Raw genomic sequence first — 19,370 nt, 5'->3', positions numbered from 1 at the left:
CGGCGACCATCGGCTCCCAGGTAGCGGTAGGGGAGGCTGGTTTCTAAGCGCCGAGCTTGTCCTGCCGAGGCGGGGACGCGCCGTGGGTCGTTTGAATGAGGAGAGGCGGGAAGACGTACCTCATGGCGAATCCTGAGGACGAGACGAAGACACCCCACGCGACCGGCTCCCAGCCGAGCACCCGCCCGGGCTCCGATGAACCGCAGACGATCACGGCACCGACGCCACCCGTCGCGTGGACCGGTGACCCGCCGCACCCGGGCGACCTGACGGACGAAGGTGACAGGTCAGAACGGTCCCGCGCCGGCGAAGAACCGGAGACGACGTCCAGGGACGACTGAAGCGACGGCATCCCCCGGCCGGCGGGCGGAGTCACCGCCTGGACCCGCCGATCGGACCACCCCGCACGAGTGGAAGGCCCTGACCGCCGCGAGCGGCCAGGGCCTTCCACTCGCTTGTGCCGCCCGGAACTACTTGTGCCGCCCGGAACCAGAAGCGGGCCGTTGAACTGGGACTTTGCCGATCGACCTACGCAGGCGGCCGCGGTTGCCAACGGGCTTCGGCCTAGTGAGTTGGTGGTGTGAGTCCGTAACGCGCCACGACGTCATCAAGCCAGTCGGGGTTGCCATAGGTCAGGCCATACCTCGTTGCGAGCTCCACGAATTCGGTTGTCTCGTGGAGGTTCACGCCGGCCGTCGGCGCGATGGAGGAGAGCAGCTCACCGAGTTCGCGGAAGTAGGTCTCGAAGCCGCCCGGTGTGATGACCTCGATGATGCGGCCGGGCGCCGTTCCCGCGTTCCACATGGCGTGCATCTGCCCGCGTGGCTTGGTGATGTAGCCACCGGGTCCCAGGACGACCTCGTCGGCGTCGGACAGGAAGCCGATCTGGCCTTCGAGCACGATGGAGTGCTCGTCCTCTCGCGTGTGGCGGTGCGGCGCGCTGATCGTGCCCACGGCGAAAGGATGCTCCACGATGGCCACCTCGCCGTTGGTGTCGCGGCCGTAGAGCTTGAAGACCGCGCCGAATCCCGGGATGGCGACCGAATCCCCGCCGCCGGGCGGCACCACCTTCACGGCCGGCGCGCTGTTGAGGTCCATCAGGTCCTCCCCCCTTGGTGGCGTGGACTCCGCCGGCGGCGGAGTGCCACGTGCCCCGCAAACCCGCGGTCAGGGCGCGTGGAGCTGGTCGAGGCCGGCTCGCAGTCCGCGGGCGAGTGTGGCGGCGTCTCCGGTGTCCCAGAAGTGCAGGTAGAACAGACGCGGTTGCTCGTGGAGCAGGTGGTTGTGCACCTCGATGATGGAGATGCCGTGTGACTGCAGGGCCTTGATCACGGGGTTGACCTGGTCGGCGGTCATGACGAAGTCCCCGTTGACGGCCGCCTTTCCGTCGCCCATCGGCTGGAACATCAGCAGTGTGGACGCCTCCATGAGGGAGGGCAGCGTGAGGTGGGCCCGCGTGTCGGTGATCTTCTCGGCCACCGGGACGTGGAACTGGTAGACGCCGTTCTCGTTCTCGCCCCTGGTCCCGATGATGCGGTCCAGCTCGCCGGTGTTCAGCGCGATGGCGGTCTCCCGCTCGGCCGGTGGGTGCAGCGGGGTGCCGGTGAGGGCCAGGGCCGCGTGCAGGGTACGGGCGATCGCCACGGGGTCGCCGTAGGCGTCGTAGTGCAGCCACCACAGGCGCGGCGACTCGTCCTGCAGGTGCTTGTGGATCGCGGTGATCTCCACGTTGCCCTGGTCCAGGCGGGCGGCCACCTTGTTCAGCTCCGGGCCGGTGAGGGTGGCCTCACCGATCACGACGACCTTGCCGGGCGAGCTCTGGTGGAACATCGCCTCGGCGCCGAGCTCCATGCCGGGGTTCTCGGTCACCCCGGCGTTGACCACGCGCAGGTCGGTGCGCATGAACTCGGCGGTGTGCACATCGCCCGGTTCGGTTCTCAGCGTGGTGCCCATGGCCTGGCCCACCGCGTGCCAGTCGACGCCGGGGGCCTGTGCGGACGCCGAGCCGATCGTGAGGGCGGCCGTGACGGTCACGCCGGCGGCAACCGCGATGGCGGCACGACGCAGATGAGAACAGGTTCGGACGGTCATGCGGACCTCCCGCGACTCATGACTCACAAGATGAGGTGGCGTTCACCATGGCCGGCGCGCAGGGCACGGCCTCGGGCACAGCGGTTCGCGCCGCGCGGCCCATGGTGAGCCGATTGGGTGTGTCCCCTTCTGCCTACCAGGCAGGTCATGCCGAACGCGAGATGCATCAATCAAATTTGATGTAAAGCTCTCGAAGTGGGACGACTCGCCCCTGGTCACCTAGCCCGGCGTCGTTCCTGTGCACGGGCGACAGCGCCGGCTCACAGATGGCCGGAGCCTTCGCCCGGAACCTGGGCCGCGGAATGATCGATCGGTGTGGCGGCCGGACCGGCGAGCAGGCCCGCGCCGGACGCGCCGGAAAAGGTGGCGGTGGCGCAGGTTTCGCCGCTCGCATTCCGAGGCAGGTCGGTCAGATATGGAGGGAGGTCCTGCCACCAATGAAGCTTCCGAACGCGGCGTACACCTCGCGGCCGTGGCGGATCCACGAGATCGCGCCCGATTTTCACCTCGAGGACGTGTGGGCGCTGCCGACGCCCGGCGGCCCCGACGACTTCCCGCGACTGGTGCGGCACCTGACGTCCCGCCGCGACACCAGCGACTACTCACGCGGCTACAAGATGCTTTTCGCGATCCGCTGGCGGCTCGGGGCGCTGCTGGGCTGGGACAAGGCCGATACCGGCGTCGCCGCCCGGGTGCCGTCGCTGCGCGACCGATTGCCGGCGGACCTGCGGAACGGGCCACGCGGGCCGGACTTCTCCTCGGTTCCCTTCACCTCGGTCTACCAGACCGACGACGAATGGACCGCCGAGATGGCCAACCGGACCGTGCACGCGCTCATGCACATCGGCTGGGTTCCGGACGAGTCAGGCGGCTATCGCGGTGAGCTGGCCGTGCTGGTGAAGCCGAACGGCCGGCCCGGACGCTTGTACATGGAGGCGATCAAACCGTTGCGGCACCTCGTCGTGTATCCAGCGCTGATGCGCACGATCGGTCGCACCTGGCAGTCCCAGGTCGCGGGCTGACCTGCCGGGCTCCTCGGCGGGGACGGGGAGTCAGGCGATGAATCGGTCGATCAGCCGGGCCAGCTCCAATGGTGAGTCCCCCTGCACGCTGTGGCCTGCTTCCTCGACGCGGGCCACGCGAGCCGAGGGGGCCCGGCGGAGAAGCTCGGCCTCGTCCGCATCGTCGACCACCGATTGGGGTCGCATCCCGCGTACCAGCATCAGCGGGGCCCGCAGGGTCGACACGGCCTCCCACAGGGATGCGAACTGGGGAAGAACGCCGTCGGTGTGCTCGGTTCGAGGACCGTTGAAGCGCCGGTAGCGCCAGACCCAGGTGCCGTCCTCCCGCTGCAGGGCATTGTGCAGGATGCCCCGGCGGAGCGAGCTGACGGTCCGTCCCGGGTTGTGAGCCACCGTCCGCGCCAGGATCTGGTCGAAGTCCGGGAAGCTGGCCGGGCCGTTCACGAAGTCGGCGATGACCTTGGACTTCACCGCGTCGACCCCGGGCGTGACGTCGACCAGCACCATGGCCCGGACCAGCGAGGGAAAGTCCCGGGCGAGCGCCAGGGCGGTGATGCCACCGAGGGACATCCCCACGACGCCCCTCGCCTCGGGAGCCAAGGCCCGTATCGCCGTCGCCACGTCCTCTGCGTTGGCGGTGACGTCGGCGGACCCGTGTCTGCCGTCGTCGGAATGCCCATGGCCCGGAAGGTCGAGGGCCAGGAGGGGCCGGCCGAGGGCCAGCGCGACCGTGTCCCAGGTGTGGGCGTTCTGCGCCCCGCCGTGGAGGAGGACCAGCTCAGGGCCGGTCGTTCCCCACACCAGCCCGCTCAGCCGGCGGCCGTCTCCCAGCTCCACGAACTCGCGTCGGACGGCCGGTGGCCCTCCGTACGGCAGCCCGGCCTCGTGTGCGTTCTCGTGGAACATGGAGAACTCGTCGTAGGGAATGCGCTCGTTCGCCGCCATCGGGGTGCCTCCTCGCCGTCGTGCCATGGCCGGATCCCTCGTACGGTAACCGCCCGCCTCGGAGCCGGGACGCTCAGGCCGTGTCGCCGCCGCACGCCCCCGAGTCCGTACCCGGGTTTCGCGGCCTTGGTGATGTGAGGTACCCGCCCAACGGGCCGGACAGCGGCGGCTGTCCGGCCCGGACGACCGGCACGACAATCCGATGAGCTCGATGCCCTCCTCGGGCGGCCCGGTAGCCTGGCCCGAAGGCACCGTCCGGCGGACCGCGCCGCGACGAAACGCACAGCCGCCCGGGTTTCGGTGCCCAGTGTCATCAGCCTCCCCGTCCCGCCGTTCGAAGGCAGAATCCCGTGCTCGACGCCGACGACGTCCGCCACCTCGCCCTGTCCCTGCCGCAGACGGTCGAGAAGGAGCTGTGGGGTCACCCCACCTTCCACGTCGCCGGGCGGATGTTCGTCACCGTCCCCGACGACGGCACGTCCTTCGCCGTGCGCTGCCCCAGGCACGAACGCCACGAACTGATCGCCGCCGAACCGGACAAGTTCTGGGTGCCCCCGCACGAGGCCGGCTCCTCCTGGGTCCGGGCCCGGCTCGCCGCCCTCGACGGCCCCGACGAGCTGTACGCCATCCTCGTGGACTCCTGGCAGCAGGCCGCACCCTCCCATGTCGCGGAGACGTTCCTCCCGCCCGGCCCGGAACCCCGCCCCGCCGGCTGACGGGGCGGCAAAGCCGCTCGGCGTCCGTGAGCCGGAACCGGCCGGTACCCCGCGGACACGCCGTGACGCCCGAGGCCGGCCGATCGCGGTCGCCGGCCGTCGGCCGGCCGGCATGCGGATGCGTGGGGACGGAGGCCGCCGGTCGATCACAAGCGCCGGGTGGCGGCGGGCAGGAGGAGAGGGGCGGCGAAGCGGCAGATCTCCTCGGCCGCGTCGAACTCGCCGGTGGCCGGTTCGGGCCGCCCGGGGGCGGCGGGCGCTCCTGGCCAGGCGTGGCCACCGCCGCGGACCGTCCAGGCCGCGACCTGGGTACCACCGACGCCGCCGCCCACCGTCGTACGGCTGGAGGACACGGTGTCGCGTGTGTTCCCAGGGCCCGGCGGGCACCGGTCGATCGCCCGCCAGTGCTCCGCGGTCTCCTGGAGCGACAGCGTACGGCCGCGTAGCTCACCGTTCGGGCCCCGCCACCGGGAGTAGCCGCCCTCGATGGGCGCGAGCCGGTCGGCCGTGCCGTGGATCAGCAGCGCCGAGACGGCGTAGGCCGGCCGCAGTTCGCGAAGCGCGGCGGGCAGCGTACCCGCGACGGCCGCCAGCACGGCCACCCGGTCACCGGCGGTCAGGGCCAGCCGGTGGGCCATGAAGGCGCCGTTGGAGACGCCCGCCACCACGGTCCGGTCCGGCGCGGTGCCGTACCGGCCGGCCGCATGATCGATCAGCGCCCGCAGGAACGCGACGTCGTCCACGCCCGCCTCCTCCGCGCTGGTGACGCCCCGGCCGTCGGCCCAGCAGCCGCCGTGGCCATCGGGGTAGGCGATCACCCACCCACGGGCGTCCGCCTGCTCGTCGAACGTGGTCCACTCGCGCATCATCCAACCGCCGGCCTCCGGGTGGTTGCCGTGCAGCACCAGCACGAGAGGCCGCGGGCCGCCGCCCGAGGCCGCGCGTGGCGGCCGGATCGTGAAGCCGCGCGCCCGCCCCCCGATCATCAGCTCACCGGCGACCACGGCACCATCGCTCGTCATCTTCGCTCGTCCTGGCCTTCTCCAGCCGGGGCGGCGTGACGTAGAAATGCCCGGCGTTCATCGCGTCGCCGAGAGTAACGGTCGGCCCCCGCCGCTTGTTCCTGGAGCGGATCAGTCCGGACACGCCGGCCTCCGCCGAGCCCGAGGTGTCAGGCTTCGCGGCGGCGCTCAGGCGAGCTCCTTGACAGCGGGGGCGGCAGCGGTGGCGAGAGCCTCGTCGAACTCGCGGATCGTGAAGTGGATCCGGGCGCCATCGGTGTAGGCGGGGTCGAGCCAGATGCGACCGCGGTGATGTTCGACGATCTTCTTGCACAGGGCGAGTCCGATGCCCGTTCCGCTGTAGGCCTCCCGCGGGTGCAGGCGCTGGAAGATGACGAATATCTTGTCGGCGTGCTCCGCGGGGATGCCGACGCCATTATCGGTGACGCTGAGCCGCCAGCCCTGTGCCTGCGGTTCACAGGTGACGCGCACCACCGGCATCTGGTCAGGACGACGGAACTTGATCGCGTTGCCGATCAGGTTCTGCCACAGCATCGTCAGCAGTGTCGGATCGCCGATGACCTCCGGCAGGCGGTCGGGCCGGTCGATGGTGGCGCCGGACTCCGACACCGCGGTCTCCAGGTTCTCCAACGCCCTGTCGAGGGCCTGGTCCAGCGGCACGGTGCGGTGCTCCTGCTCCCGTCCCACACGCGAGAAGGTGAGCAGGTCGGCGACCAGGAGCTGCATGCGCTTGGCGCCGTCCACGGCGAAGGCGATGTACTGGATACCTCGTTCGTCGAGTTGGCCGCGGTAACGGCGCTCCAGCATCTGACAGAACGACACGACCTTGCGCAGAGGTTCTTGCAGGTCGTGGCTGGCGACATAGGCGAACTGCTCCAGCTCCGAGTTCGAGCGGCGCAGCTCGATGGCCTGGGCGTCCAACGCGGCCGCCTGGCGTTGCAGGAGCTTCTCGCGTTCGGTGGCCGAGCCCAGCTCCCGGACGATCTGACTGCGCATCGCTTCCACATCGGCGGCGACGGCACGCAGATCAGATGGCCCGCGCACGGAGATGGCGTGGCTGAAGTCGCCGCCGGAGACCCGGCGGGACGCTCCGCCCAGCGACCGCAGCGGCCGTGCCACCATGAAGTGCAGGAGCACCGCCAGCAACACCCCGGTGAGCAGGAACATCGCGAGCATGGCGGCGAAGGCCACGTCGCGTACCGTCCTGGTGTGGACCAGGTCGGCGCGGCCCGCCGAGCGCGCGTCGGCCAGGTGCCGGTCCTGTATCGTCCACTGGCCGCGCAGTGCGTCGAAGTCGTTCTTGCCCCGGACGGTGGCCGCGTCGGAGACGCGTTTCGGGCCGTGCGCCCGCACATCGGCGATCACGATGAGGGCGTACTCGCGCCGCCAGGTCTCGCCGGCCGCCAGGACCTTACGCAGGTCCGCGGCCAGAGCGGGTTCACCGCGAACGTAACCGGCCAGGCGGGCGGAGGCGTCGCGCTCGGCGGCCAGCCCGCGATTGTAGGGATCGAGGAACTGCCCGTCTCCGGTGAGGGCGTAGCCCCGCACCCCGGTCTCCTGGTCGAGGAGCGCCGCCTGCAACCGGGAGGCCTCGATGCGTGCGGGCGCGATCCGGTCCACGAGACGGTCGGAGGCCTGCGCCGTCCGGTTCAGCAGGGCGGCGCCCACCAGCGCGGCCACCAGCACCAGCACGCTCATCAGCCCCAGCACGAGCATGAGGCAGCGCTGAACCGTCAGCCGGCCGCCGTTCACCGCTGGACGTGACCCGATGGCCTCGATGGCGTTCATGAGGTCTTCCATCTCGACTGGAGGGGGGCGACATCGTCGGCCGGCCCCGTGTAACCGGCCGATGCCGCCTCGGCGCCACCGATCGGACATCGACGAACGCCTCGGCGCTGTCGAGATTATGGGTCCGGGCAACAGCGGGCAAACCCATCCGCATCCGCAACCGGCCACGACCCGGCTGTTCAGAGCGAGTCCCTCGCCGTATCGGACAGTCCTGTCCGCGCATGGCCTCCGCGAGCACCACCTCACCGACGAGGCTCCCCGCCGGGCCTTCCCGTGCGGGAAGCGGCGGGGAAGGCCGGGGGAAGGCGCGGTTCCTAGCCTCTGTCCACCGGATCGGCGCCGTCGCCGGATCGCGGCACAGGCCGCAGGCGGCACCGGGCGGGGAAAGGGGACCATCCTCATGACCACCAAGACGCAGCGCGGACCGCTGAACGGCGTCGACACCCCGACGCTGTTCGCGACCATCGACGCGGTCCGGGCCACCCCATCGCTGGCGGCATTCCAGTTCCGGGTCACCAATCGATGGGTCGCCGGCACGCACAACCGGACCACCATCCGGGACTTCTACGGTGCGGGCCAGGAGGACACCAGCCGCACCGAGGACTTCCGCTACGACGCCGACCACCCGGCCGTGCTCGTGGGCACGGGCAAGGGCGCCACTCCGGTCGAGTTCCTCCTGCACGCGCTGGCCGCCTGCCTCACCGCGGGGCTGGCGAACATCGCAGCGGCGCACGGTGTGGAACTGACCGAGGTCGAGTCGACCGTCGAAGGCGACATCGATCTGCGGGGGATCCTCGGGCTGTCCGACGAGGTCCGCAACGGCTACCAGGGCATCCGGGTGAGCTTCCGGATCCGCGGCGACGCCCCGGACGAGGTGCTGCGCGCCCTGGTCGAGCAGTCCCGGTCCCGGTCGGCCGTCTACGACGTCGTCACCAACGGTGTTCCCGTCCAGATCGACGTCTCGACCGACGCCGCCGACCGGCCGGCCGAAGGCCCGACGGCGCCGTAGGACGACACGGCGATCGGACTCTTCCGACCGCCGACGCCGGACCGGCCGGCCCGCGCAAGCCGAGGAAAGGAAACCCCTGAGATGTCCTCCACAGAACGCTACGACGTGGTCGTCGTCGGAGCGCGCTGCGCCGGGGCCGCGACCGCCCTGCTCCTGGCCCGCCGGGGCCTGCGCGTGCTGGTCCTGGAACGCGGCCGGCGCGGCTCGGACACCCTGTCCACGCACGCGCTGATGCGGGGTGGAGCGTCCCTGCTGCACCACTGGGGTCTGCTGGACAGGATCGCCGCGGCGGGGACTCCCCCGATCCGGAGGACCCTGTTCCACTACGGCGCTGAAACCGTCACCGTGTCGCTGCGATCCGCCGCGGGCGTCGACGCGCTCTACGCTCCCCGGCGGACGCTGCTCGACAGCGTGCTGGTGGACGCCGCGATCTCGGCGGGCGCCGAGGTGCGGTTCGGTGTCACCGTGACCGAACTGCTCCGGGATCCGGCCGGCCGCGTGACCGGCGTGGCCGCGCGGACCCGGTCCGGCGGAAGGCTCCGCGCCGAGGCCTGGCTGACGGTAGGCGCGGACGGCACGCGGTCGCTGGTGGCACGGCAGGCAGGTGCCCGCACCCTGCGGGTCGGTACCGGGGCGAGCGCCATCGTCTACGCCCACTGGTCCGGCCTGGACGTGACCGGCTACGAGTGGTTCTACCGGCAGGGCGCCAGCGCGGGGATGATCCCGACCAACAACGCGGAGGTGTGCGTCTTCGCGGGCACCTCCGCCGGACGGTTCGGCCGGGAATTCGCGCACGATCCGCGGGCCGCGTACAGGCGGCTGCTCGCCGAGGCGACGGGTCCCGACGTACGGCTCGCCGCCGCGGAACCGCCCCGGCGGATACGGTGCTTTCCAGGCCGTCCCGGCTTCATGCGGCAGGCACGGGGCCCGGGATGGGCCCTGGCCGGCGACTCCGGATACTTTCTCGATCCGCTCAGCGCCCACGGGATGACCGATTCCCTGCGCGACGCCCAGCTCCTGGCCCGCGCGGTCGGCCGGGTGCTGGGGGGAACGCCCGAGGACGAGGCCCTCGCCGGCTACCAGGAACTCCGCGACCAGGTGGCGGAGCCGGTGTTCTCCGCGACCGACCAGATAGCGGGTTACGACTGGGACGAGCCCACGGTCGGCGGCCTGCTGCGGGAGCTGAGCTCGGCGATGAGCGACGAGATCGAGGCCGTTTCGCGGCTCGGCGCCCGATGACGGGTGATCGGCGGCACTGCATACTGAGCCCGTGAACGTCGAAATCTCCCTTCTGGGCGGATTCGAGGTCCGGATCTCCGGCACCGCGGTGCCCGCCGCAGCCTGGAACCGGCGGTCCGCGGCGAGCGTCGTCAAGATCCTCGCCATGGAGCCCCGGCGGCGGATGCACCGCGAACGTCTGATGAGCGCGCTGTGGCCGGAACTGCCCGTCACCGAGGCCGGGCCTCGCCTGCACAAGGCCGCCCACTTCGCCCGGCGTCACCTCGGGCCGGACAGCGTGGTGCTGGGCAACGAGTTCGTCGTGCTCTTCCCGGACAGGCCGGTCGACATCGACGTCCTGAGGTTCCAGGCGCTCCTCGCCGAAGCGCTCGAAACCGGGGACGCGGTGACCGCGGCCAAGGCGGCCGACGTCTACACCGGCCCGTTGCTGCCGGGAGACGACTACGAGCCGTGGGCTGGCGAGGCACGCGAACGACTTCAGCTCCGCTACGTGCAGATGCTCCACCAGGCCGGTCGCTGGGCCGACCTCGTCGAGGCCGACCCGACCGACGCCGAGGCCCACCTGGAGCTGATGCGCGAACTGGCCGCGAGCGGCAACCGGCGGGCGGCCCTGCGCCAGTTCGAGCGCATGGACCGTGCACTGAACAAGGAGCTGGGCGTGGGGCCCAGCGAGGAGGCAGTCCGGCTGCGGGACTCGCTCCTCGACAGCCGGCCGGGCGGCGCCCGCCCGGCACCGCTCGTCGGCCGCGACGCGCAGACCGCCGCGCTCGAGCGGGCCGTCGAGGAGGCGGCCGGCGGCCGGGGACGTACGGTGCTCGTCTGGGGCGCGGCGGGCATGGGCAAGTCCCGCTTCCTGGACTGGGCGCGCGGCTTCGCGGCGTCCCGGGGCTGGCGGACGGGGACAGGGGTGGCGTCCCAGATCGAGGGCGCCTGGCCGTACGCGCCGGTGCTGGAGGCGGTGGCCGACCTGTGCCGCCGCCACCCCACGCTGCTGGACGGTCTCGACGACCGTTGCCGGGAGGAGATCGACCGGGCCCTGTCGGGGCTGCCGCTCGGCTGGAGCGGTGACGGCGCCCACCAGCGGTTGTTCGTCGCCGTCGCGGAACTGACCCGGCTGGCCGCGGCGGGCCCCGGCGTCCTGCTGACGGTCGACGGTCTGCATGAGGCAGACGAGGCCAGCCTGCGCCTGCTGCACTACCTGGCACGCAGCTGTCTCACCGAGCGCATGGTCCTCGTGCTCGCCTACCGGCGCCAGCCCGTCACCGACGCCCTCGAGGAGTTCCGGACCAGCCTGATAGGACGGGCCGCCGCGGTCGAGCTGGGCCTGACTCCGCTCAGCCAGGACGAGACGGCCGCGCTGGCGGCCACCTGCCACCCCGGGTTGGCCTCCGACGCCCTGGACCGGATCTGGGAGCTGTCGGGCGGAATGCCGTTCGCGGTGGTGGAGCTGGCCCGGACGGCCGGACGTCCCGAGGTGGAGGGGCGGCGGCCGGGCGACGCCGCACTCGCCGTCCTCACCCCTCGCGAGCGCGGGGTCCTCGAGCACGTCGCCACCATCGGCACGGTCTTCGACACCGACGAGTTCCTCATGCTCTCGGGACTGCCGGAGGACGAGGCCTTCGACTGCCTCGACTCCGCGCTGGCCTCCCTGATCATCGAACGCACCCTCGGTGGCTACCGGTTCCGGCACCCCCTGATCCGTGACGCCCTCCTCGCCGAGATCGCACCGCACCGGGCACGCGCGCTGCACCGAGCCTGCGCACAGCGGCTCATCGCGCTGGGCGCCTCGCCCGCCCGGATCGGTCACCACCTGCTGGCGGCGGGCGAGCCGGGCACCGCCGTCCCCTACGTGCTCCGGGCCGCCGAGACCGAGGCCGCCGTCGGCGCCTACCGCGACGCCCTGACACTGGTGGACTCCATCAGATCGGTCGCCGAAGGCCCCGACCGCCTGCGCGCGCTGGGACTGCACGCCGACCTGCTCGCGGCCGTCGGCGACCCGTCCGCGATCACCGCCTACCGGCGGGCGATCGGCGAGGCCGGCCCCGTCGAGGCACGGCCGCTGCGCGCCAAACTCGCACGGCTGGCGGTCTACTCCGGCGACGTCGAGCTCGGCCTGTCGGCTCTGAAGGGGCTGGAGCCCGACGGAGGACCGGCCGATCCGATCATCCTCATCGCCCGCGGCACGCTCGCCTACTTCCAAGGGGACCTGGACGGCGCCTGGGCCGCGGCGACCGCCGCCGACCGGCTCGCGCCCGGCGACATCACCCGCGCCCACCTCGACCTGATCGCGTTGAAGGGCCTGCTCACCCACACCCGTGGCGAGTGGAGCCAGCTGCTCCGCCGCGAACTGCTCCGCACCCGCGAGGACCTCGGCCTCGCGACCATGGTGTTCGACTCGCATCTGTGCGTCGCCGAATACCTCCTCTACGGCCAGACCCCCTACGAAGAAGTGATCGCCATGGCGGGCGCGCTGCGCACCGCCGCGGAGCGTGCCGGCGCGCTGCGGGCCGTGGCCTTCGCCGGAGCGCTCATCGGCTCGGCGGCCCTCCTCAAGGGCGACCTCGACCTGGCCGAGCGCGAACTGTCCGACGCGATCAGCCTGCACCGCGAGATCGCCGCCACGGCGGGAGAAGCCCACTGCCTCCAACGCCTGGCCGAAGTGCACCTGGCCCGCGGCGACCGCGCCGCCGCCGACCGCCTGCTCCGCCGTGCCCTCCCGCTGGCACGCTGGTCGGTCCTGGGCATGCACCTCCTCCAGCGGCTGTACGGAACGATGATCATGGCGGCCGAAGATCCAGAAACGGCGCACGCCGTCGTCGACTCCGCGGAAGCCGCCCTGGCCCAGATCGACTTCTGCTACTTCTGCACCATCATGTTCCAGGTACCCGCCACCATCGCCTGCGTGAACGCGGGCGATCTCCCCGAAGCCCGCCGCCATCTCTCCCTGGCCGAGCGCTCCGCCCAGATGTGGGACGGCACCGCCTGGCAGGCCGCGACCCTGGAGGCCCGGGCCCACCTGGCCCGGGCCGAAGGCGACCCGTCCGAAGCGGCCCGCCTCTTCGCCCAGGCGGCCGACCTCTTCGAAGACTCCGCGCAACCGCTGGACGCCGCCCGCTGCAGGGCGGCCGCACGCTGACCGCCCTGGGTCACCGAGAGCCGACGAGCCAGCCTTCGTCCGCGCCCAGCCAGGTGCCGGGGAGCTCCCGGACGCTCCAGTCGCGGCCGTCGTACCGGGCCACCCGCCCGGAGCCCGCCGCGTTGAGAACGCCTCCGACGCCGGTGAGGGCGTTGACCGGGAAGGGGGCCTCCAGGGAGGTCCAGCGGCGGCCCGTCCAGCACAGGACCGTACGTCCTGCCGCGGCCCACAGCTCGCCGCCGACCGCCGCGAGGGAGGTGACGGCCCTGGTGCCGGAGCGGAACTCCTTCCAGGCGCGGCCGTCGAAGCGCAGGAACAGGCCGTCGCGGTCCCGTGCGCCCGCCGCCCAGACCTCACCCTCGTGTACGGCGACGGCAAGGAGCCGTGCGGGGCGCCCGGGGACGGCCACCGGCGTCCAGGAGGTCCCGTCGCGACGGAGAAGGACCGTGCCGGGGAATCCGTGACCCACCGCCCAGCCCTCCGTGACGTCCGTCAGCACGTAGGCGAACCCCAGCTCAGGCGGCAGATCATCCACCCACCCACCAGGGGTGCGGCGCAGCAGGAGAGGCAGTTCCCCGCCCGCGACGGCATCGAAGCAACCCCCGGCGGCCACCGCCGTGTCACCGCCGGAGTGAACGCCGATCAGGCTCGCCCCCTTGATGACCCCCATGGGAAGGGCGGGAAGCCGCTCGGCGAGCCACTCCTCCCCGGTCCAGCGGCAGATGAGCGGGCCCGAGGCGGTCGCGCCCACCGCGTACGGAGCGGACACGGCGAACAGCAGGAAGGCGTCTCCGGCATCGGGGAGGGCGGTACCCGCGAAGCCTTCGCTCGAACGCCGCACCGCCGCGCCCCGGACGGCGCGGTCATGCTCGGCTCGAAGCGGTCGCCCGACGTTCATGACTCGCCGCCGGTGGACGCCCTGACCGCGTCCATGGCCGCGAACAGCGTGGGAGTGGTCATGAGGATGGTCCCTTCCTCCGCGCCGCCTGCGGCCTGAGCCACGATCCGGCGACGTTCCGATCCGGTCGGCAGAAGGTACGAACCGCGCCTTCCGCAGCCCTTCCCCGTGCCGGAAGGCTCGAGGAAGGCCGAGGGAAGGTCCTTTTCCTAGCTTTCCCACGTCGTCACGCACGGCCGTACAGTCCGCGGCGCCGCCGCGGCCCGGGCGGGCGACAGGAGGGAACCACCATGGCGACCACGCTCCGCCGTCCGTCGCGCAATGGTGCCGACTTCCCGGAACCTCAGGAGTGATGCCCCATGTCCGGTTCGATCCTGACGAAGGTGCGCGGACGTTACGCCGTCCTGGTCGTGGCGGTGGCCGCGCTCGCCGGCCTCGGCCTGTCTGCGATCCCGGCGACCGCGGCGCCTCCCGATGTGATCGTCGCTGATACGTTCGCCTGGAGGACGGCAAGGTACGGTAACGCGGCCAGCTACCAATTCGCCCTTCCGGCCGGCCGCTGGACGGTCGTGGCGTCGGCCACGGCCCAGAACAACAACGCCTCTACCGAGTCGGTCGCCTGCGCCCTGTACGTCACCGGAGACAACGTCAGCCGTGAAACCCCGGCGGGTAGAACCACGATCGGCCCCAAGCCCCAGTTCGCGAACATGTCGACGACCACCGCGGGTATCGTGACGACCACGGGGACGGTCACGTGGGCGTGCTTCGGCTACACCACCACCTACAGCATGTCGGTGTTCAACGTGTCCATCGTGGCCACCCGCGTCAACACCCTGACCCGGGTGAATCTCGGCTGAGCCCGCGCGTGCCCTGTGATCATCCGCAGGCTCTAGATCCGTTTGATCGTCGCGAACCAGGCCGGTGCGCCGTCGTCGTGGTATCTCGTCTCGACCCGGTCCGGTTCGATGGCGGCGACATTCCACCCATTGCCCGGACTGAACGCCGCTCTCAGTTCTTCCCGGCTGACGGGGTGCGGGCCGGTATCGGGACCGTCGTCGCTGAAGCACAACACGTACAGGGTCGCATCGTGCTCGGTCACCGACGCCAGACTCGCCACATATCCTGGTCGCTCGTCGCCGTCGAAGGCGTGGAAAAGGCCGCAGTCCAGCACCGTTTCGAACCTGCGCCCCAACCGCTCCAGCCGAAACGCGTCGGCCGTGGCGAACTCGACCTCGATGCCACGGTCGCCGGCCTTCTGCCGGGCGATCGCCAGTGCCGTCTCAGCCACGTCAACGCCCAGCACCGAGAATCCCAGCGAGGCGACGTGAAGAGCGTTCTCGCCGGTCCCACAGCCCGCGTCGAGCACCTGTCCGGCGAATCCGCCCGCGGATGCCAGACGCACTATCGCCGGCTGCGGCCGGCCGAGATCCCAAGGCGCGGGGCCGTCGTGGTACGACGCGTCCCAGGGCAGTCCCGTCCGCCGTTCGTGACCGGTCGGCCGCCGATCACCGAACGGATCGTCAGCGAGGGTTTCTGGTCGCTCCGACAACTTCTTCCCCTTCCTGCGGCCGGTCTTGCCACTTCGTCGCTTTCATCGCCTCTGAGCTGAGGCTTCGCCTGCTGGGCCGAGTTCCACGCCTGCCGGGGATGTGAACCGACCCGGACTCAGGAGGCTAGTCGAGCCAGATCACGATGCCGGTCAGGCCGCTGAGCACGGCTGCGGCACCGGCCCGGACGGCGCGACCGGCGCGCTCGGGGGTGAAGGTGGCGGGATCGTACGTCGAGGACATGCCGAGCCCCTCGCCGCGGAACGACGCACCGGTCCAGTCGGCGGCGGTGGCGTTCGCCGTGGGCTCGGCCAGCTCGGCGCCGATCACGAGGAACTGCTGGCCGAGGTGGTTGGGAGTGACCATGGCCAGGGGGTCGACGAGGTCGTTGCCGGCGCTGATGATGAGGTCGGGCGCCAGGTCGATCGCCCTGCTGATGCTCGCGATGTACCGGTCCGGCCGCGTGGCCGTGACGGTCTTGAGGCTGACGTGCTCCTGCTCGGCCCACTCCGCGACGGCGTTCGCCAGCGTCCTGGTCTGGGGGTCCTTGCCGGTGGTGAGCAGCACGACGCGGTAGCCCTTGGGCGGCCGGACCCCGTCCCAGGAGCCGGGTCGCGGTGTGATCGTCGCCTCTGGGACGGGCGGTGCGGTCCGGTCGACGTACCCCGGGCCGAGGGTGCCGACGGCGGTCGGCTTCGCGTGCGGCCGGGACCAGTCGTCGCCGGCGCCGCATCCGCCGACCAGTACGGCGGTCGCGACCGCCGCGGCCAGCGTGCCGGCGGGCAGAAGGCGAGAGCGCAAGGAGATCGTCCTCCGACGGGGTGAGGGGAAGTGCGCCTACTTCCTATCCCATCGCACGCCACCCCCGATACGAGGGGTTATGTCCGTTATGCCTGGTTGGCCGACGGTTCGCGTGCGGGCTGCCGCTCGTTCATCTGAGCCGAGCAGATTGCGTTGGCCAACCGTAGAGGAGTCGCATGTCCCACGCCGCTCGGCGTCGTGCCTGTGCCGTCATCGCCGCCGTAGCCGTGGCCGTCCTGCTCAGTGCCGCACCCGCTCTCGCCCACGGGTTCAGCTCGACCGTGTACGTCCACCTCACCTCGCCCGGGAAAGGGCACGTCCGTGCCGAGCTCGGGCTGGAGTACGACCTGCTCGTCGTCTCCGCCGCCGACTACCAGAAGGACGACCCGCTCTTCCGGACGGGCAACGCGGCGTTCGAGGCCGGCGACACGGCGAGGCAGGCCGCCGCGCTGGAAGCGCACGCCGCCTCGGTCGTCGCGTACGTGACCCGGCGCTTCGGCATCACGGCGGGGGGCGAGGCGTGCACCCCGGTCCGGGACGGCGGCTTCACGATCGAGCGACGCGAGGGCGTCCCGTACGCGCGGCTGGTTCTCGACTACCGGTGCCCGGAGCCGGCCGGAGCGCACGAGGTGCGCGGCGGGCTGTTCCCGGACTCCGAGGGCTACGTGCGCGACGTCAAGACGATCGTCACCTACCACCTCGATCTGACGTCCGGGAGCGCCGCCCTGGACGCTCACCATCGGTCGTTCTCCACGAAACAGGCCTGGACCGAGCGGTTCTGGGAGTTCTTCCGGCTCGGAGCCGAGCACCTGCTCACCGGGATCGACCACATCCTGTTCCTGCTGGCGCTCATCGCGGGGTCACGCCGCCTGCGCGAGATCCTGCTGGCGGCGACCACCTTCACCCTCGCCCACTCGGTGACCTTCGTCCTCGCCGCCCTCGGCCTCGTACAGGTGCCCGCGTCGTTCGTCGAGCCCGTCATCGCCCTCTCGATCGCGGTCGTCGCGGGCTGGCACCTGTGGCGGATCTGGCGCCGCCGATCACATGCCACGGATCTCGAGGCGGCCGGTGGGGGTCACCTCAGCCTGGACCGTGCGGGCTGGACACGGCTCGCGGTGGTCTTCTGCTTCGGCCTCGTGCACGGACTCGGCTTCGCCTCGGCGCTGGGGATCGACCAGGCCTGGTCGTGGACGCTGCTGTGGTCGCTGCTCGTCTTCAACGTGGGCATCGAGGTCGTGCAGCTCTCGATCGTCATCGCCGTCTTCCCGCTGCTCGCCCTGCTGCGCCACCGCCGACCGGCCGCGGGGTTGTGGACGACCGGAACGATCGCGGCGGCCGTGTCCGTGATGGGACTGGTGTGGTTCGTGCAGCGAGTTCTCGGAATCTGAGGCCCACGCCACCCCTTCTGACATGCGTAACGGCCTGCCTTCCCCAAGTTCAACTGGAAGACACAAACGTCCGAAACGTTGACAAAGCTCCTTATTACCTCAAACGGACGGAAACTGATGAAGTTCGACAACTGGACCCAGGGACCCGGAACTGTTCGGCTCCGGGTGGCTGTGGGCGCCAGCGCGGCGGTCATGGCCGTCACCGCGGTCTTCGGCAGCGGCCTGACGACCGCGGCCCACGCCGACGGCGCCGCGACGCCCACCGGCATCGTCCTCGGCGTGGGCGCCAAGGAGTCGCAGCGCGTGGTGTCCTGGTACTCCTCGGCCGGCACTCCGCAGGTGGTCGAGGTCGCACCGACCTCCCGGATCAAGAAGGGACAGTTCCCCAAGGACACCGTCACCTTCCCGGCCACGGTCGCCGCGAACACCGTCAACGGCGGCTACAACGGGCACGCCACGATCGACAGCCTGAAGGAGCACACCGAGTACTCCTACCGCGTCGGCACCGAGGGCGACTGGTCCCCGACGTACTCCTTCAAGACCCAGCGCTTCAAGGGCGACTTCGACTTCCTGTTCTACGGCGACCCGCAGATCGGATCGTCCGGCGACGTGGCCAAGGACGGTGCCGGGTGGCTGGACACCCTGAACGTCTCCCTCGCCGCCAACCCGAAGGCGGAGCTGCTGGTCTCGGGCGGTGACCAGGTCGAGTCCGCCAACACCGAGTCGCAGTGGGGCGCGTTCCTCGCGCCCGACAAGCTGCGCCAGTACCCGTGGGCCGCCACCATCGGTAACCACGACGTCGGCGGCAAGGCGTACGAACAGCACTTCTGGACCCCGAACACCGACCGTTCCGCGCCGTTCTACAACGGCAGCGCGGCGACCCGGTCGGGCGGTGACTACTGGTACATGTACAAGGACGTCCTGTTCATCGACCTCAACAGCAACGCCTACGCCGCCGGCTCCGACGCGGCGCACATCGGCTACGTCACCGACGTGGTCAAGGCACACGGCGGCGAGGCCAAGTACACGGTGCTCGTCTACCACCACTCGATCTACTCGCCGGCCTCGCACGCGAACGACGGCGACAACCAGCTCCGGCGCCAGGACTTCCCGACCGCCTTCTCGAGTCTCGGCGTCGACCTGGTCCTGCAGGGTCACGACCACAGCTACTCCCGCAGCTACGTGATCAAGAACGGCAAGAAGGCGTACCAGGACGAGCAGCCCGGTGCCGCCCAGGTGGCACAGGGCCCGGGGGGCGTCATCTATGTGACGGCGAACTCCGCCTCGGGTTCGAAGTACTACGACCTCACCGCTCCGGACCCGGCCAAGGACCCGAACTACGGCCCCGACCCGCTGAACCCCAAGAGCCACTGGGCCAACTCGGTCGAGAACCAGGAGCACGTCCGTACCTACGTGAAGGTGGAGGTGCGTAACAACAAACTCGTCGTCGAGAACCTCCGCAGCGGCACCTGCGCCGCCCCCAACGCCGCCGTCGAGCTGGGCCAGGAGTCGTGGTGCGGCCCGGACAGCGGCGCCAGCGCCGCTCAGCCGGTCGGCTCCACCGTCGACAAGGTCGTGATCCACCCGTACCGCGACCACGGCAAGGGCCACGACCTCCGGCCCGGTGTGCCCACGACGGACCCGGCTCGCTGGCTCCAGCAGACCACCGAGGGCGGTGCCGGAAGCCTCACGCTCACCGCGCTGAGCTGACCCGGCCCGCTGCACGCGGTGGGGTGGGGGGCCCCGGGCGCCCCCCCCCCCCCCCCCC

At 71.2% G+C, this 19,370-nt stretch carries 16 protein-coding genes; 8 read left to right on the top strand and 8 right to left on the bottom strand.

Going from position 1 to position 19,370, the window contains the following annotated elements; translation table 11 throughout:
- Window positions 1-564: 564 nt before the first annotated feature.
- Window positions 565-1,098 carry a cupin domain-containing protein gene (locus ACRYCC_RS06290; protein ID WP_433809600.1) on the bottom strand — a complete coding sequence of 178 codons (534 nt, stop codon included), beginning with the start codon at window positions 1,096-1,098 and terminating at the stop codon, window positions 565-567.
- Between the two features lie 69 nt (window positions 1,099-1,167).
- Window positions 1,168-2,091: an LppY/LpqO family protein gene (locus ACRYCC_RS06285; protein ID WP_433809598.1), complete on the bottom strand. Its 924-nt coding sequence runs from the start codon at window positions 2,089-2,091 to the stop codon at window positions 1,168-1,170.
- Window positions 2,092-2,528: 437 nt separating this feature from the next.
- Between ACRYCC_RS06285 and ACRYCC_RS06280 the strand changes: the two genes are divergently transcribed.
- Window positions 2,529-3,113 carry a DUF2867 domain-containing protein gene (locus ACRYCC_RS06280; RefSeq protein ID WP_433809597.1) on the top strand — a complete coding sequence of 195 codons (585 nt, stop codon included), beginning with the start codon at window positions 2,529-2,531 and terminating at the stop codon, window positions 3,111-3,113.
- A 30-nt stretch (window positions 3,114-3,143) separates the two neighbouring features.
- On the opposite strand, the gene ACRYCC_RS06275 is transcribed toward ACRYCC_RS06280, so the two are convergent.
- Window positions 3,144-4,058, bottom strand: a complete 915-nt coding sequence (locus tag ACRYCC_RS06275; protein ID WP_433809595.1) for an alpha/beta fold hydrolase — start codon at window positions 4,056-4,058, stop codon at window positions 3,144-3,146.
- A 350-nt stretch (window positions 4,059-4,408) separates the two neighbouring features.
- On the opposite strand from ACRYCC_RS06275, the gene ACRYCC_RS06270 reads away from it, so the two are divergent.
- Complete coding sequence (locus tag ACRYCC_RS06270; protein WP_433809593.1) at window positions 4,409-4,774, top strand: MmcQ/YjbR family DNA-binding protein; 366 nt, start codon at window positions 4,409-4,411, stop codon at window positions 4,772-4,774.
- Between the two features lie 146 nt (window positions 4,775-4,920).
- Here the strand turns inward: ACRYCC_RS06270 and ACRYCC_RS06265 are convergent, their stop codons facing one another.
- Complete coding sequence (locus ACRYCC_RS06265; protein WP_433809591.1) at window positions 4,921-5,796, bottom strand: CE1 family esterase; 876 nt, start codon at window positions 5,794-5,796, stop codon at window positions 4,921-4,923.
- A gap of 168 nt (window positions 5,797-5,964) precedes the next feature.
- Window positions 5,965-7,584: a sensor histidine kinase gene (locus ACRYCC_RS06260; RefSeq protein WP_433809589.1), complete on the bottom strand. Its 1,620-nt coding sequence runs from the start codon at window positions 7,582-7,584 to the stop codon at window positions 5,965-5,967.
- A gap of 400 nt (window positions 7,585-7,984) precedes the next feature.
- On the opposite strand from ACRYCC_RS06260, the gene ACRYCC_RS06255 reads away from it, so the two are divergent.
- From ACRYCC_RS06255 to ACRYCC_RS06245, 3 genes are all read left to right on the top strand, one after another.
- Window positions 7,985-8,593 carry an OsmC family protein gene (locus ACRYCC_RS06255; protein ID WP_433809587.1) on the top strand — a complete coding sequence of 203 codons (609 nt, stop codon included), beginning with the start codon at window positions 7,985-7,987 and terminating at the stop codon, window positions 8,591-8,593.
- A gap of 81 nt (window positions 8,594-8,674) precedes the next feature.
- On the top strand, window positions 8,675-9,832 hold the full coding sequence (locus ACRYCC_RS06250) for an FAD-dependent oxidoreductase (RefSeq protein WP_433809585.1): 1,158 nt from the start codon (window positions 8,675-8,677) through the stop codon (window positions 9,830-9,832).
- A 31-nt stretch (window positions 9,833-9,863) separates the two neighbouring features.
- Window positions 9,864-12,968, top strand: coding sequence for an ATP-binding protein (locus ACRYCC_RS06245; RefSeq protein ID WP_433809583.1), 3,105 nt, complete (start codon window positions 9,864-9,866; stop codon window positions 12,966-12,968).
- Between the two features lie 10 nt (window positions 12,969-12,978).
- Here the strand turns inward: ACRYCC_RS06245 and ACRYCC_RS06240 are convergent, their stop codons facing one another.
- Complete coding sequence (locus tag ACRYCC_RS06240) at window positions 12,979-13,866, bottom strand: beta propeller repeat protein (RefSeq protein WP_433809581.1); 888 nt, start codon at window positions 13,864-13,866, stop codon at window positions 12,979-12,981.
- Between the two features lie 359 nt (window positions 13,867-14,225).
- On the opposite strand from ACRYCC_RS06240, the gene ACRYCC_RS06235 reads away from it, so the two are divergent.
- A complete protein-coding gene (locus ACRYCC_RS06235) occupies window positions 14,226-14,723 on the top strand; it encodes a hypothetical protein (protein ID WP_433809579.1) in 498 nt (165 codons plus the stop codon).
- Between the two features lie 32 nt (window positions 14,724-14,755).
- On the opposite strand, the gene ACRYCC_RS06230 is transcribed toward ACRYCC_RS06235, so the two are convergent.
- Window positions 14,756-15,415 carry a class I SAM-dependent methyltransferase gene (locus tag ACRYCC_RS06230; protein WP_433809577.1) on the bottom strand — a complete coding sequence of 220 codons (660 nt, stop codon included), beginning with the start codon at window positions 15,413-15,415 and terminating at the stop codon, window positions 14,756-14,758.
- A gap of 124 nt (window positions 15,416-15,539) precedes the next feature.
- Window positions 15,540-16,214, bottom strand: coding sequence for a type 1 periplasmic-binding domain-containing protein (locus ACRYCC_RS06225; protein WP_433809575.1), 675 nt, complete (start codon window positions 16,212-16,214; stop codon window positions 15,540-15,542).
- Window positions 16,215-16,390: 176 nt separating this feature from the next.
- Here ACRYCC_RS06225 and ACRYCC_RS06220 point away from each other — a divergent pair, with 176 nt between their 5' ends.
- Window positions 16,391-17,602, top strand: coding sequence for a HupE/UreJ family protein (locus ACRYCC_RS06220; RefSeq protein ID WP_433809573.1), 1,212 nt, complete (start codon window positions 16,391-16,393; stop codon window positions 17,600-17,602).
- 117 nt (window positions 17,603-17,719) lie between these two features.
- Window positions 17,720-19,312: a purple acid phosphatase family protein gene (locus ACRYCC_RS06215; protein ID WP_433809571.1), complete on the top strand. Its 1,593-nt coding sequence runs from the start codon at window positions 17,720-17,722 to the stop codon at window positions 19,310-19,312.
- The last annotated feature ends 58 nt before the right edge of the window (window positions 19,313-19,370 follow it).

The organism is Actinomadura scrupuli, from assembly GCF_050971785.1.
Lineage (GTDB): Bacteria > Actinomycetota > Actinomycetes > Streptosporangiales > Streptosporangiaceae > Actinomadura_E > Actinomadura_E scrupuli.
This window is presented reverse-complemented; position numbering and strand designations above follow the sequence as displayed.